Genomic DNA, 13,617 nt, shown 5'->3' with positions numbered 1-13,617 from the left:
CGGTGTCGGCCGAACCACACGAAACCGGCCGCACCCCCCGCCGCCCGTGAACACGCTGACGAACAGCGCCGACACACGGCGCCACGGCTGTGCGCGGGCGGGACCCCGGCGCGCGTCCGCCAGGACACGGGACGGCGGGGCGGACCCTCGATGGCGAACGGAACGGTGAACGACTAACCTCACGCCTGAAGCCGGGGGCCTGCCGTCACCCGCGCCCGTACCGCACGAGCCCCTGGAGCCGCTCCATGAGACCGACCGCCGCCACCCCCCTGCTGCCGGGCGCCGAACCGTACAGCCACCGGGGGTCCGAGGTCGGTGTCCTCCTCTGCCACGGCTTCACCGGGTCGCCCTACTCCATGCGGCCCTGGGCGGAGCACCTGGCGGCCGCCGGGCACAGTGTGGAGGTTCCGCTGCTGCCGGGTCACGGCACCACCTGGCAGGACATGAACCTCACCACCAGCGACGACTGGTACGCCGCCGTCGAACGGGCGCTCCTGGACCTGGCGGCGCGGTGCGAGGAGGTGTTCGTCATGGGGCTCTCGATGGGCGGCGCCCTGACCCTGCGCCTGGCCCAGGAACATCCCGACCTCGTGCGCGGCGCGGTGCTCGTCAACCCCTCCCTCGTGGTGGAGGATCTCCGGCTCCCGATCGTGGCTCCGTTCCGCGGGCTGGTCAGACGGGTCATGCCCTCCACACCGGGACTGACGAGCGACGTGGCCAAACCGGGGGAGAGGGAGGGCGGATACACGCGCACGCCCACGGCCGCCGCCGCGACACTCCCGAAGCTGTGGCGCACGGTTCAGGAGGGCATGTCCGCTTTGCGAGCGCCGATCCTGGCCTACCGGAGCACCCAGGACCATGTCGTCGGACCGCGGAGTCTGCGTATGCTCGCCAGGAGGGCGGTCAACGCGTCATTGACGATCCACCTGCTCCACGACAGTTACCACGTGGCGACGCTCGACCACGACGCCGCCGAGATCTTCGACGGAAGCCTCGCCTTCGTGCGAGAGCAGAGGAGAAGCGGGGAAGGAGCCGTCCGATGACACAGCGTCGGGGCAACGGCCTGCTCGCCGATGCCTACGTCCCCCTGGTCCTGCTCGCGCCCTCCCACGCCGACCGGATGCTGGAGGCGCTGCGTCGCAGCGGTATCGCCGCCTACGCCGTGCCCCTGGAGGAGGACGTCCTCGAACCGGGCGGCGGGGGAGAGACCGAGGACCCGCCCACGGACCACCTGTACGTGGACGCCGAGGAACGCGCCGCGGCCGAGCGCGTGCTGGGATCGGAGCTGCCCGACCTCGGCGGTCGGAGCGGCGCCGTTCCCGCCGCCGAGACCCCCGACCCACCGCGCGGCGGGGACCTGTTGGAGGGGCCGCCCGCCCACGGCGACCCCGACGCGCCCCCCGCGGAGCCCCCGAACGAGGACGAGGTCTGGGACGATCTGGTCGCCCGGTTCTACGAGGGAGAGGGCGACACCGCCGCGGCCCGGCGCCGGGCCGCCTGGCCCGACGCGGAGAACCTGAGCGTCCCCGACGGGCGGGACGAACCACCGTTCGGCGACCTGCTCGCGGACGGGCCGCCGTTCGACCGCGGTGACGCGCTGGCCCGCGAGGCCGCCGAGGAGGAGGCGCGCCGCAGGGCCGAGGCCGACCGCGAGGGCCACTACGAACCCCCGCCCCCGCCGCCCCTGCTCCAGGGCGACCGTGTGGGCATCGCCGCCTGGTTCGGCCTCCTGGGCGGACCGGCCCTGCTCTTCGGGGCCGCCTTCGCCGGGATCACGCTGCCCAACTGGCTGATGTTCGTGGCGATCGCCGCCTTCCTCGTCAGCTTCGTCGTACTCATCCTGCGGATGACCGACAGCAGGCCCGGAGGCGACGGTCCCGACGACGGGGCGGTGGTCTGAACCCTGGTCGGGAGCTGTTCCCCGTCGTGCCGGTCACCCTCCGGCCGTGTCCGAGCGAACCGTCCCGCCGCCCCCAGCTCCTTCGCCGCCGTGGCTTCGCGCGTCGGCGGCGATCGGACGGCGCGCCCCAGGGCGCGCGGGACCACGGGCCCACGCGGGACACCGGGCACACCCGTCAGGGGTGGCAGGACCCGGCTACGCCCGCGCGGCCAGCTCGTGCCGTCCCACGGCCCCGAAGCCCGTTCGCGGGGCCGCCGGCACGGACCGGCTCAGAGTGAGAGGGTCGAGCATGGCCGACACCCGTAGGAGCGGTTTCGACGTCCCCCTCTGGCGCGCGATCGCCGTCTTCCGCGCCGCCTCCCTCGTCTACTCCGTCGTCCTGGTCGTGCAGCACCACGCGTACCTGAGCCGTCCCTGGGTGGCCTGGTCGGTGCTCGCCCTCATGATCGTGTGGACCGCGGTGACCACCCGCGCCTACGCCCGGCCCGCGCGGCGTACACGGCGCCTCCTGGCCGCCGACCTCGGCGTGGCCTTCACCTGCCTCTTCGCCACGGCCCCGGCCGCCACCGCCCACTACCTCACCCAGGCCCCGCCGCTGAGCGGCTACTGGTTCGCCGGGGCCGCGCTGTCGGCCAGCGTCATCCGGGGCCGCCGCGGCGCGGCCGCGGTCGCCCTCCTCTACGGCTTCGCCGACATCACCCTGCGTGTCCTCATGGGCGCCGCCGTGACCGACGCGACCGTCCGGGGCGTGGTGCTGCTCCTGCTCACCGGACTGGCCGTCGGCTACATGGCACAGGTGGCCGAACGCGCCGAGGAGCGCCTGGCCCGGGCGGTGGCCCTGGAGGCGCGCATCCGCGAGCGCGAACAGCTGGCCCGCTCCGTGCACGACTCGGTGCTCCAGGTGCTGGCCCTGGTGAGCAGGCGCGGCGCCGAAGCCGGGGGAGAGGCCGCCGAACTGGGTCGGATGGCCGGAGAGCAGGAGGTGCGGCTGCGCTCCCTGTTCACCGACGGGCTCGTCGACGACGGGGCCGCCGGGGGTGCGGTGGGCGCCGCCGCGGCCGGAAACCCCGGGGCCGGGAGTGCGGACGGGGCCGGCACGCTCGATCTGCGCGACCTGGTGCGCCGAGGGGAGTCGGTGCACGTGTCCGTGTCCGCGCCCGCCACGCCGGTCCTCCTGCCGAGCCGGGCGGCGCGGGAGCTCGCCGCGGCCGTGGCGGCGGCCCTGGACAACGTGGCGCTGCACTGCCCCGAGGGCACCCCCGTCTGGGTCCTGGTGGAGGACGAGGGCGACGCGGTGACCGTGTCGGTCCGGGACGAGGGGCCCGGCATCGCGCCGGGCAGACTCGAGGAGGCGCGCCGGGAGGGCCGACTGGGCGTCGCGCAGTCGGTTCTGGGCCGGATGCGCGACCTCGGCGGGACGGCCGGGGTCGTGAGCGAACCCGGTGAGGGCACCGAGGTCGAACTGCGGCTCCCCCGCGACCGTGCGCGGGGGAGCGCCTGACCGGCGCCGCCCTACAGCGGCGGGCCGTGCCCGGGCTCCTCCTGGTAGGAGAACCGCTGCTCATTCCAGGGGTCGGCGCGGTTGTGGTAGCCGCGCTCCTCCCAAAAACCCCTCCGGTCCTTGGTCATGTACTCCACGGCGCGCAGCCACTTCACGCTCTTCCACCCGTACAGGCTGGGCACCACCAGCCGCAGCGGGAAGCCGTGTTCCGGGGCCAGCGGCTCACCGCCCCGGTGCGTGGCGAGAACGACGTCCTCACCGAGGAAGACGTCCAGTGGCAGGTTGGCGCTGTAGCCGTACTCGCCCCAGGCCATCACGTGCGTGACCTCGGGCCCGGGCGGCGCCACCCGGACCAGGTCCACCGCGCGCACCCCCCGCCAGCGCACGTCCGGGACGCTGAAGCGCATGACGCAGTGGAAGTCGCTCACCGAGTCGGTCACGGGCAGCCGTCCGAACTCCTCCCACGTCCACCGGTGGCTGCCGAGCGTCTCGGTCGCCCCCATCACCCGAAAATCCCACCTGTGCGGCCGGAAGGTCGGCACTGGCCCGTAGTGCAGGGCCTTGTGCTCGCCCCGCAGCGCCTGGCCCGGCGGCAGCCGGGCCGCCCGCGTGTCCCCCCGGTCACCGTCCCCCGTTCCGTCGGACACACCGTCCTCCGTTCGTCTGGTTCCGGCCTGTCGGCCCCGCTCTCGTGTCCGCCCCTGGTGGGCGGGTCCTCCCGTCCTGTGGGGAAAGGTCGACATCTGGCCATCCTGCCAGGCCGACACGAGAGCTACGTCACTCCCCCCGGTTGTGTGGCGGATCGCCGGCTGTGCGCTATAGTCGCTCACATGCAGCGGAACTTCTGGCGCTTTTATGGCTACCGGCCCGATCCTCGGACGGTCGCCTGTCGAGCGCTGCGCTGACAGAGAAGACCTCACAAGGAGCCCCGGGCCGGATGGTCCGGGGCTCCTTGGCGTTCCGGACCGGCCACCCGGTGAAGCGCGTCCGCCGCGCGGCTCAGTCACCCATACGACTAGCAGGGACAACGCACATGGTCATCGTGATGGCACCGGACGCCACCTCCGACAACATCGACGATCTCGTCGAACTCGTCTCCGCCGCCGGGGGCGAGGCCTACGTGACACGCGGCGTGAGCCGTACGATCATCGGCCTGGTCGGCGACGTCGAGCGCTTCCAGGACCTGGGACTGGCCGCCAAGCCTGGGGTGAGCGACGTTCTGCGCATCTCCGCCCCGTACAAGCTGGTCAGCCGGGAGAACCACAGCAGCCGGTCGGTGGTGAGCGTGCGCGGCGTGCCCATCGGCGGCGACCACATGACGGTCATCGCGGGCCCGTGCGCCGTCGAGACGCCGGAGCAGACCCTGGAGGCGGCGCGCATGGCGCTGACCGCGGGTGCGTCCCTGCTGCGGGGCGGCGCCTACAAGCCGCGCACCTCCCCGTACGCCTTCCAGGGGCTGGGCGAGGACGGCCTGCGGATCCTGGCCGACGTGCGCGAGGAGACCGGGCTGCCGATCGTGACCGAGGTCGTCGACGCCGCCGACGTCGAGCTCGTCGCCTCCTACGCCGACATGCTCCAGGTCGGCACCCGCAACATGCAGAACTTCGCCCTGCTCCAGGCGGTGGGTGACGCGGGCAAGCCGGTCCTGCTCAAGCGGGGCATGAGCGCCACTATCGAGGAGTGGCTGATGGCCGCCGAGTACATCGCCCAGCGCGGCAACCTCGACATCGTCCTGTGCGAGCGCGGCATCCGCACCTTCGAGAAGGCCACCCGCAACACCCTGGACATCAGCGCGGTCCCGGTCGCGCAGAGCCTGTCCCACCTGCCGGTGATCGTGGACCCGTCGCACTCGGGCGGCAAGCGCGAGCTGGTCCTGCCGCTCTCGCGCGCGGCCATCGCGATCGGCGCCGACGGTGTCATCGTGGACGTGCACCCGGACCCGGAGAACGCGCTGTGCGACGGTCCCCAGGCGCTCCTGGAGGAGGACCTGGCCGAGCTGCGCGACGTGGCGGGCACCCTGGCCGCCCTCGGCGGCCGTGAGTTGACCCCGGCCCCGGGCCGTCAGCTCGCCGCTCTCTGAGCCTCGGCCGAGGCGCGGGCCGGACCATCGTCACGGGGACGGTCCGGCCCGGGGGTCGCCGGTCAGCCGGTCAGGCGCTGGTGGTGACCGTCCGGCCCGTCACCCGGGCGGGGGCCTCCTCGCCCAGGAAGCTCGGCTTGTGGAGCTGGGCGGTGCCGACCAGGTACTCGGCCAGCTCCTCGGCGTCGAGCCGCTTCTCGATCTGCCGCAGGTCCGGGATCTTGGCCGCGGTCTCCACCTGGCGCGGCGTCAGCATGGTGCAGCAGTCCTCGTCGGGCAGCTCCGAGATGGCCAGGGTGCCGATCCGGCGGGCCTGGTCCATGATCTCGGTCTTGTCCATTCCGATGAGCGGGCGCAGGATCGGCATGTCCACCGCGTCGTCCAGGGCGGTGATGTTGGTCATCGTCTGGCTGGACACCTGGCCGAGCGCGTCCCCGGTGATCAGGCACTCGGCACCCAGGTCGTCGGCGAGGGCCTCGGCGGTCTTGAGCATCAGCCGCCGCTGGGCGACGATCTGGAGCCGCTCGATCCCGGAGCTCTTGAGCTGCTGCTGCGCCTTGCCGAAGGGCACGACGAACAACCGCGAACCCACCTGGAAGCGGTCGAGCTGGCGCACGAGGCTGTACGCCTTGTAGATGGACTCGGGGCCGGTGAACGGCATCCCGGAGAAGTGCAGGAAGTCGACCTTGAGCCCGCGCCGGATCATCCGGTGCGCGGCGACGGGGGAGTCGATCCCGCCGGACATCAGGACCAGGCCGCGCCCGCTCATCCCGGCGGGCAGGCCGCCCTGGCCGGGGACGCCGTCGGTGAACACGAACGCCTCGTCCTTGTCCACCTCGACGTACAGGGTGTTGTCGGGGTGCTTGAGGTTGACGGTGTACCCGTGCGCCTCGATGATCTTCGAGCCGAGGTAGCCGGCCAGCTCGGCGGAGGTCATCTCGAAGCGCTTGTCGCGGCGGCGGGCCCGCACGGCGAAGGTCCCGTCGCGGTCGGCCATCGAGCGCACCGCGACGTCGGTGACCGCGTCCAGGTCCTTGGCGACCCGGCGGACCAGGTGCACCCACACGACACCCATGACGTTGGCCATGCGGTCGGCGATCTCGGCGACCTCGATGTCGGAGGCGCCGGGCTTGCGGACGATGATCACGCCGGAACCGCGCTGGGAGAGCCGGATCTCGCCGAGATCGCGTACCGAGTTGCGGATGTTGTTGTGCAGCCGCCGCTCGAACAGCTTGCGATTGGAGCCCTTGAGGACGATCTCCCCGAGCTTCATCAGAACGCAGAGCTCGCCCAGTCCGGCGTCGGCTCCGGCCGGGTTTGCGGGGAGCGGCGCGGACTCAAGCGACGCGGACATGGTGCTACCTCCGGTGGATGCGCCCCGGTGCGACGTGGATGCGACGGCGGCGGGACCGGGCACACCCGCCGTCCCCCTCCAGTATCGAACACCGGGCCCACCGCTCCAGCCGTTTTCCGGGGGGTACCGGCCACACGGGGGCGCGGACGCCCCGCCCGCCGCGCCACGGGGCGACGGCGGGCGGAGCGGTCTCCTCCGGCGCCGGAACGGTCCCCGGTCAGCCGAAGAAGGTCTCGGCCTCCTGGTAGCGCCCGGCCGGGACGGTCTTGAGGGTGTCGGTGGCCTCGGCCAGGTCGACGCGGACGATGTCGGTGCCCCGGAGTCCGACCATCTTCCCGAAGGCGCCGTCGGCGACGGCGTCGATCGCGTGCAGGCCCAGCCGGGTGGCCAGGACGCGGTCGAAGGCCGTGGGGGTGCCGCCGCGCTGCACGTGGCCGAGCACGACCGAGCGGGCCTCCTTGCCGGTGCGGTGCTCGATCTCGTCGGCCAGGCGCTGGCCGATACCGCCCAGGCGGACGTGGCCGAAGGCGTCCTTCTCGCCGGTGGCCAGTTCCATCTGCCCCTCCTTGGGGTGGGCGCCCTCGGCGACGACGATGATCGGCGCGTACTGGGTGCGGAACCGGCTCTCGACGTGCTTGACGACCTCGTCCATGTCGAACGGGCGCTCCGGGACGAGGATGACGTTGGCGCCCGCGGCCATGCCCGAGTGCAGCGCGATCCATCCGGCGTGGCGGCCCATGACCTCGACCACGAGCGCCCGGTGGTGCGACTCCGCCGTGGTGTGCAGGCGGTCGATCGCCTCCATCGCGATGTTCACGGCGGTGTCGAAACCGAACGTGTAGTCGGTCGCGTTGAGGTCGTTGTCGATGGTCTTGGGCACGCCCACCACGTTGACGCCGCGGTCGTGGAGCTGGCGGGCCACACCCAGGGTGTCCTCGCCGCCGATGGCGACCAGGGCGTCCACGCCCAGACCGGCCATGTTGTCCTTGACCCGCTCGACGCCGCCCTCGATCTTCATCAGGTTGGTGCGCGAGGAGCCGAGGATGGTCCCACCACGGGGCAGGATGCCGCGCACGGCCTCCACGTCCAGCGTCATGGTGTCGCCCTCGAGGGGGCCGCGCCACCCGTCCCGGAAGCCGACGAACTCGTAGCCGTGGTCCTTGATGCCCTTGCGCACCACGGCGCGGATGACCGCGTTGAGACCGGGGCAGTCTCCACCACCGGTCAGAACACCGACTCGCATGCGACTTCTCCTCGACATTGTGGGTCTGGACGGCGCCTGCCGCCATATGGTCTAGACCATAGTGTCCGGACGGAGCCCAGGCCAACCCCGTGCGGGAATTCACCGTCCGTTCAATCGTCGAGACCCTGGTCGATGGCGTATCGGACCAGTTCGACACGGTTGTGCAGGTGCAGCTTGGTGAGGGTGTTCTGGACGTGGTTCTGGACCGTCCGGTGGGAGATGGACAGCCGTCGCGCGATCTGCTTGTAGGCCAGCCCCTTGGCCACCAGCCGCAGGACCTCGGTCTCGCGGGGGGTCAGCACCGGCGGACCCGTGTCGGCGGTGCCCGGGGACCCGGTCGACGACAGGCGCCGGTACTCACCCAGGACCAGGCCCGCCAGCCCCGGGGTGTAGACCGCCTCACCGGTGTTCACGCGGCGCACCGCGTCCAGCAGCTCCTCCCGGCCCGCCGACTTGACCAGGTAACCCGTCGCGCCCGCCTTGACGGCGGCCAGGACGTCGTCACCGGCGCCGCTGGCCGAGAGCACCAGGACGCGCGGCGGCTCGGCCAGGGCCACCAGGCCCGAGGTGAGCTCCACCCCGGTCATGTCGGGCAGGTTGAGGTCCACGACGGCCAACGTGGGCCGGGCGGCCGGGGCGATCCGCAGCGCCTTGGCGCCGTCGCCCGCCGTCCCCACCACCTCGAACCCCGCCTCGTCGAGATCGCGCGCCACCGCGTCACGCCACATCGGGTGGTCGTCCACCACCAGTACCCGGACCGCCTCGCTCGCCATGCGGGCGAGCCTATCCCGGACGGGGGCACGCGAACGAAGGGGCGGGGGGTGCGCGCACCCCCCGCCCCTTCGTTCGGTCGGCCGTCAGTCGTCGTCGAAATCGCCGAAGTCACCGAAGTCGATGCCGCCGGGCGTCGCGACGATCTCGATCTCCGTGCCCTCCGGGGCCTCCCCCGTGTGGGACTGCCGGGCCACGGTCCGCCCCCCGGCGATGCGCTCGACCTTCACCTTGAACCCGGCCTCCTCGAGTTCCTTGCGGGCCTCGCCGACACGCATGCCCAGGACGTCGGGGATCTCGATCCCGGGCGGTCCGGTGGACACGGTGAGCGTGACGGTGGCGTTGGCGCCCACCGTGCTGCCGTTGTCGGGGTCCTGGGTGATGACCACGCCCTCGTCGACGTCCTCGCTCTCCTCCTCGACGACCTCGACGGTCAGGCCCAGCTCCTCCAGGGTCCGCTGTGCCTCCTCCAGCTCCTGGCCGGCCACCGCGGGCACCTGGATACCCCGGCTGACCTGGATGGTGACGGTCTCCTCGCGGTCGGCGTCCTCCCCGGCGGCCGGGTCGGTGGAGATCACCTGGCCGGGCGGCACGTCCTCGGCGTCCACGACCTCCTCCTGGAGGTTGTCGGGGCCGAAGCCGAGCTCCTCCATCGCCGCCATCGCGTTGGTGCTCTCCTCGCCCACCAGGTCCGGCATCTCCACGACCCGCGGCCCCTGGGACACGTACGCCGTGACCTCGTCCCCCGGCGACAGCCGTTCCCCGGCCCCCGGCTCGGTCCGGGCGACCGCCCCGGCCTCGAAGTCGCTGTAGACGGGTTCGGCCGCCTCCACCAGGATCAGGCCCTCGGCCCGGACCGCGGCGCGGGCCGCGTCGACGCTGTCGCCCCTCACGTCGGGAACGCTCTCGAAGCGGCCGAGGAACAGCCACCACCCGGCGACGCACACGACGATCGCCACGATCGCGCCGCCGATCCCGAGCAGGAGCCTGCGCCGTCTGCGCAGCGCGTCGGCGTCGTCCTCGACGTAACCGTCGTCGTAGCCCCCGTCGTCGTATCCGCCGCCGTCCAGGTCCGCGCCGCTCATGTCCACGACCATCGTGGCGTTCTCCGTGCCCGGGCCCGCGCCGCCCGCGATGAGCTGCGGAGCGGTCACGGCGGCCGTCGCGGCGCCCGGCTGGGCGACCGGGGACAGCGGCCCCCCGGCGGGCTCCCCGTCCTCGGGCAGCCGGTTGAGGACCTCCAGAACCTTGGCCAGGTACTGTCCGGCGTTGCTCGGCCGGTACCTGGGGTCGCGCTCGGTGGCCTTGGTGACCAGGTCGTCGACCTCCGGGGGCAGTCCCGGCAGGAAGTGCGAGGGACGCGGGACGTCCTCGGTCACGTGCTGGTAGGCGATGGCGATCGGCGTCTCACCGGTGTGCGGCTGCCCGCCGGTGAGCAGCTCGTAGAGCATGATGCCCGCGGCGTAGACGTCGGTGCGCGCGTCGGCCACACCCTGCTCGATCTGCTCGGGCGCGAGGTAGGCGGCGGTACCCATGAGGGTGCCGGTGCGGGTGAGGCCCTGGTTGGACTGCTCCACGGCCCGGGCCAGCCCGAAGTCGGCCACCTTGACCATGCCCTCCTGGGTGATGAGGACGTTCTCCGGCTTGACGTCCCGGTGGATCATCCCCGCCTGGTGGGCGGCGCCCAGCGCGGCCAGCACCGAGGCCATCACGTGCAGGGCCTCACGCGGCCGCAGCCGCCCGGCGGCCCTCAGCCGGTCGCGCAGGGTCAGGCCCGGCACGTATTCCATGGCCAGGAAGACGTGGCCCTGGTCCTCGCCCTGGTCGAAGACCTGGACCACGTTGGGGTGGGAGAGTTTGGCGACGGAGTGGGCCTCGTTGATGAAGCGCTGGACGAACGTGGGGTCCTGCGCGAGCGACGGGTGCATCACCTTCAGCGCCAGTCGCCGGTCGAGCCTCAGGTCGTGGGCGACGTAGACGGTCGCCATCCCGCCACCGGCGATCCTGGACTCGACGAAGTAGCGTCGGTCCAGCGTCGCGCCTACGAGGGGATCGGAAGTCGTCATGTCCACGGCGGAGTAGTGTCCTTGCTGCGGGGAGCGCGGGCGTTCGCGGCCGGAGGCGCGTACCCGACACCGGGTGTCGAACCGACACGATAGCGGAAGCTCGTGCCCGGACCGCCCCGCGGATCGCTGTGGCGCCGCCCCGCACCGCCGGTGCGGGAGGCGTTCGCGCCTGGGTCGTCGTCAGTCGTGCGGTGCCGCTCCGGGCGCACCGCTCACCCCACCACCGTACGTGACGCCGCCGGAGGCCCCGGCGGCGCCCACCGCGCGTCGTCAGTCGATCGCCGGGGATGACGCCTGGGCGTGCCGGCGGACGGGGATCCGCCCCGCCAGACGCGCTCCGCGCCCCGCGCGCACGGCGTCGCGCATGGCCGCCGCCATCCGCACCGGATCCTGGGCACGCGTCACGGCCGTGGCGAGCAGGACGGCGTCGCAGCCGAGTTCCATGGCCAGGGCGGCGTCGCTGGCGGTGCCGATCCCGGCGTCCACGATCACCGGCACCCCGGCCTGCTCGACGATCAGCTCCAGGTTGTGCGGGTTGCGGATGCCCAGACCGGAGCCGATCGGCGCGGCCAGCGGCATGACCGCCGCGCACCCCAGCTGTTCCAGACGGCGGGCCAGGACGGGGTCGTCGTTGGTGTAGGGGAGCACAGTGAAGCCCTCGTCGACCAGCCGCTCCGCCGCCTCCAGCAGCTCCACCGGGTCGGGCAGGAGCGTGTGCTCGTCCGCGACGACCTCCAACTTCACCCAGTCGGTGCCCAGGGCCTCCCGCCCGAGCCTGGCGGTGCGCACGGCGTCGGCGGCGGTGAAGCAGCCCGCCGTGTTCGGCAGGGGGCGGATCTTGTTCCGGGTCAGGACGTCCCACACCGACCCCTGGGTCCCGGGCGCGACCCTGCGCATCGCCACGGTGGTCAGTTCGGTACCCGAGGTGAGGAGGGCCTCCTCCAACACCTCCAGCGACGGGGCGCCGCCGGTGCCGGTGATGAGCCGGGAACCGAAGGAGGTGCCGGCGATGACCAGCGGGTCGTCGACGATGTCGGTCATGGTCAGCCTCCCTGTACGGCGGTCAGGACGTCCACCCGGTCTCCGGTGTTCAGGCATGTGTCCGCCCAGACGGCGCGCCGCACCACCTCGTCGTTGACGGCCACCGCGACACCGCCCGGGACCTCGCCGTCCCCGGCGCCGGTCAGGTCGCGCACGACCGCGGCCACGGTGGTGTCCTCGGTGACCTCGCGCCGGTCACCGTTGATGATCAGTTCCACTGCTTCTCCCACGTGCTCGTGTGGTCGCCGCCCGGCTCGCGGTCGGCGGCGAAGGGGCGCGCGTACTCCGGCAGCGTGCCGTCGGCGAGGACCTCGCCCATGACCTCGCCGGTGACCGGGGTCAACAGGACGCCGTGCCGGTAGTGTCCGCCCGCCAGGTGCACCCCGGGGATCCGGGTGGGACCCAGGAGCGGTTCGTTGTCGGGGGAACCCGGGCGCAGGCCGACGCAGGTCTCGGTGATCTCCAGCTCGGTCACCCCCGGGACGAGTTCGCGCGCGTCGCGCAGGACCTGCCAGAGCCCCCCGGCGGTCAGCGCGGTGTCGTAGCCCAGCTCCTCCTGGGTGGCGCCGACGATGACCTCGCCGTCCTCGCGGGGCACGAAGTAGACGGGAAACCCCCGGACCAGCCCGCGGACCGTGCGGGAGACGATCGGCGGCTCGCCCGCGGGTGGACGCATCCGCAGCAGCTGGCCCTTGACCGGGCGCAGGTGCGGCACCACCGGCTCGGGGAGCGCGATCCGTTCGCTCCAGCAGCCCGCGGCCAGGACCACCTGGTCGGCGGGGAGGACGTCGCCCCCGGCCAGGCGCACGCCCAGCCGGGCGTCGCCGGTGGAGCGGTCGACCTCCTCGACCCGGTCGCCCACCTCGGCCACGCCCGCCCGGGCGCCCGCCGCGGCCAGGGCGCGCAGCAGCAGCCGCGGGTCCACGGAGTGGTCATCGGGGGCGAGCAGGCCGCCCCGCACGGACGGGGCGAGCATGGGCTCCAGACGTCGGCACTCGCGGCTGGTCAACCGCTCGCCGGTGACGCCGATGCGCCGCTGCAGGCCGTGGAGGTCGTCGAGGACGGCCAGGTCGTCCCGGTCGAAGGCGACCAGGAGGGTGCCGGTGGCGCGGTGGCCCACCGAAACGCCGCTGGCCTCCTCCAGCTCGGCCACGAAGTCGGCGTACAGCCCGGCGGAACGGACCCCGAGCTCCACGAGCCGCTCCTCCCCGAACGCCGCCTCGGTGGCGGGGGTGAGCATGCCCGCGGCGACCACCGAGGAGGCCCGGGCGCGCCGCGGCTCGTCGACGGGGTCGGGCTCGACCAGGGTGACGGACAGTCCGCGCTGGGCGGCGCGCCAGGCGGTGACCCGTCCGACGAGACCTCCGCCGACCACGACCACCCGGTCGCCGGCATTGGTAGGACGACTCGTCGCGGGGTGGGGATCGCTCGATGTGCGCATGGCGCCGGGTTCCACTCCCTTCGCCGGTATGACCCGGATCAGGTTCGTGCGGTCGGAGGCCGGACCAGCCTCCCTCTCAGCCGGGTCCACCCGGCTCCCGCGGGACGTTTACTTCCGTGTTCATCCTAGATGACCCCGCCTCGGGGGCGGTGACGGGGATCTCCCCGGCGGCGCGGGGACTCGTGCCGCGACGGTGTCCGCACCCCACGTCGGTGTGGCA

Annotated in this window: 12 protein-coding genes and 1 riboswitch; of the genes, 4 read left to right on the top strand and 8 right to left on the bottom strand. The window is 73.0% G+C overall.

The genetic code is table 11. The features are described 5' to 3' along the window. The first annotated feature begins 245 nt into the window (after positions 1-245). The 3 genes from DVR05_RS03730 (at position 246) to macS (ending at position 3,401) form a co-directional block, all read left to right on the top strand. The gene (locus tag DVR05_RS03730) at positions 246-1,043 is read left to right on the top strand and encodes a carboxylesterase (RefSeq protein ID WP_116244390.1); all 798 of its coding nucleotides are present in this window, start codon (positions 246-248) and stop codon (positions 1,041-1,043) included. Next, the gene (locus tag DVR05_RS03725; RefSeq protein ID WP_116244389.1) at positions 1,040-1,900 is read left to right on the top strand and encodes a hypothetical protein; all 861 of its coding nucleotides are present in this window, start codon (positions 1,040-1,042) and stop codon (positions 1,898-1,900) included. The genes DVR05_RS03730 and DVR05_RS03725 overlap by 4 nt, the downstream gene beginning before the upstream one ends. 289 nt (positions 1,901-2,189) lie before the next feature. Next, a complete protein-coding gene (gene macS, locus DVR05_RS03720; protein ID WP_232831965.1) occupies positions 2,190-3,401 on the top strand; it encodes a MacS family sensor histidine kinase in 1,212 nt (403 codons plus the stop codon). An 11-nt stretch (positions 3,402-3,412) separates the two neighbouring features. Here the strand turns inward: macS and DVR05_RS03715 are convergent, their stop codons facing one another. Then, a complete protein-coding gene (locus DVR05_RS03715; protein WP_232831964.1) occupies positions 3,413-4,048 on the bottom strand; it encodes a molybdopterin-dependent oxidoreductase in 636 nt (211 codons plus the stop codon). Positions 4,049-4,434: 386 nt separating this feature from the next. Here DVR05_RS03715 and aroF point away from each other — a divergent pair, with 386 nt between their 5' ends. Then, on the top strand, positions 4,435-5,481 hold the full coding sequence (aroF, locus tag DVR05_RS03710) for a 3-deoxy-7-phosphoheptulonate synthase (protein WP_116244387.1): 1,047 nt from the start codon (positions 4,435-4,437) through the stop codon (positions 5,479-5,481). Positions 5,482-5,551: 70 nt separating this feature from the next. Here the strand turns inward: aroF and thiI are convergent, their stop codons facing one another. The 7 genes from thiI to thiO all read right to left on the bottom strand — a co-directional run bounded on the left by thiI (position 5,552) and on the right by thiO (position 13,397). After that, a complete protein-coding gene (thiI, locus tag DVR05_RS03705) occupies positions 5,552-6,835 on the bottom strand; it encodes a tRNA uracil 4-sulfurtransferase ThiI (protein WP_116244386.1) in 1,284 nt (427 codons plus the stop codon). Positions 6,836-7,052: 217 nt separating this feature from the next. Then, positions 7,053-8,078: a 6-phosphofructokinase gene (locus DVR05_RS03700; protein WP_116244385.1), complete on the bottom strand. Its 1,026-nt coding sequence runs from the start codon at positions 8,076-8,078 to the stop codon at positions 7,053-7,055. Positions 8,079-8,188: 110 nt separating this feature from the next. Then, positions 8,189-8,851 (bottom strand): response regulator transcription factor, encoded by a 663-nt coding sequence (locus DVR05_RS03695; RefSeq protein ID WP_116244384.1) that lies wholly within the window; start codon positions 8,849-8,851, stop codon positions 8,189-8,191. An 84-nt stretch (positions 8,852-8,935) separates the two neighbouring features. Beyond that, positions 8,936-10,921: a Stk1 family PASTA domain-containing Ser/Thr kinase gene (gene pknB, locus DVR05_RS03690; protein ID WP_116244383.1), complete on the bottom strand. Its 1,986-nt coding sequence runs from the start codon at positions 10,919-10,921 to the stop codon at positions 8,936-8,938. A 264-nt stretch (positions 10,922-11,185) separates the two neighbouring features. Then, on the bottom strand, positions 11,186-11,956 hold the full coding sequence (locus DVR05_RS03685) for a thiazole synthase (protein ID WP_116244382.1): 771 nt from the start codon (positions 11,954-11,956) through the stop codon (positions 11,186-11,188). 2 nt (positions 11,957-11,958) lie between these two features. Next, positions 11,959-12,174, bottom strand: coding sequence for a sulfur carrier protein ThiS (thiS, locus tag DVR05_RS03680; protein ID WP_116244381.1), 216 nt, complete (start codon positions 12,172-12,174; stop codon positions 11,959-11,961). Further along, positions 12,165-13,397, bottom strand: coding sequence for a glycine oxidase ThiO (gene thiO / locus DVR05_RS03675; protein ID WP_116244380.1), 1,233 nt, complete (start codon positions 13,395-13,397; stop codon positions 12,165-12,167). The genes thiS and thiO overlap by 10 nt, the downstream gene beginning before the upstream one ends. Next, positions 13,396-13,508: riboswitch (TPP riboswitch) on the bottom strand. Its footprint overlaps the gene before it by 2 nt. Positions 13,509-13,617: the final 109 nt, after the last annotated feature.

Source organism: Nocardiopsis sp. FIRDI 009 (genome assembly GCF_003386285.1).
GTDB lineage: Bacteria > Actinomycetota > Actinomycetes > Streptosporangiales > Streptosporangiaceae > Nocardiopsis.
This window is presented reverse-complemented; position numbering and strand designations above follow the sequence as displayed.

What these genes read in the sequence shown, in the direction of transcription:
- thiI (WP_116244386.1), bottom strand. Translation starts at nt 6,835, where the DNA reads ATGTCCGCGTCGCTTGAGTCCGCGCCGCTCCCCGCAAACCCGGCCGGA.
- DVR05_RS03695 (WP_116244384.1), bottom strand. Translation starts at nt 8,851, where the DNA reads ATGGCGAGCGAGGCGGTCCGGGTACTGGTGGTGGACGACCACCCGATG.
- DVR05_RS03725 (WP_116244389.1), top strand. Translation starts at nt 1,040, where the DNA reads ATGACACAGCGTCGGGGCAACGGCCTGCTCGCCGATGCCTACGTCCCC.
- DVR05_RS03730 (WP_116244390.1), top strand. Translation starts at nt 246, where the DNA reads ATGAGACCGACCGCCGCCACCCCCCTGCTGCCGGGCGCCGAACCGTAC.
- aroF (WP_116244387.1), top strand. Translation starts at nt 4,435, where the DNA reads ATGGTCATCGTGATGGCACCGGACGCCACCTCCGACAACATCGACGAT.
- DVR05_RS03700 (WP_116244385.1), bottom strand. Translation starts at nt 8,078, where the DNA reads ATGCGAGTCGGTGTTCTGACCGGTGGTGGAGACTGCCCCGGTCTCAAC.
- thiO (WP_116244380.1), bottom strand. Translation starts at nt 13,397, where the DNA reads ATGCGCACATCGAGCGATCCCCACCCCGCGACGAGTCGTCCTACCAAT.
- macS (WP_232831965.1), top strand. Translation starts at nt 2,190, where the DNA reads ATGGCCGACACCCGTAGGAGCGGTTTCGACGTCCCCCTCTGGCGCGCG.
- DVR05_RS03685 (WP_116244382.1), bottom strand. Translation starts at nt 11,956, where the DNA reads ATGACCGACATCGTCGACGACCCGCTGGTCATCGCCGGCACCTCCTTC.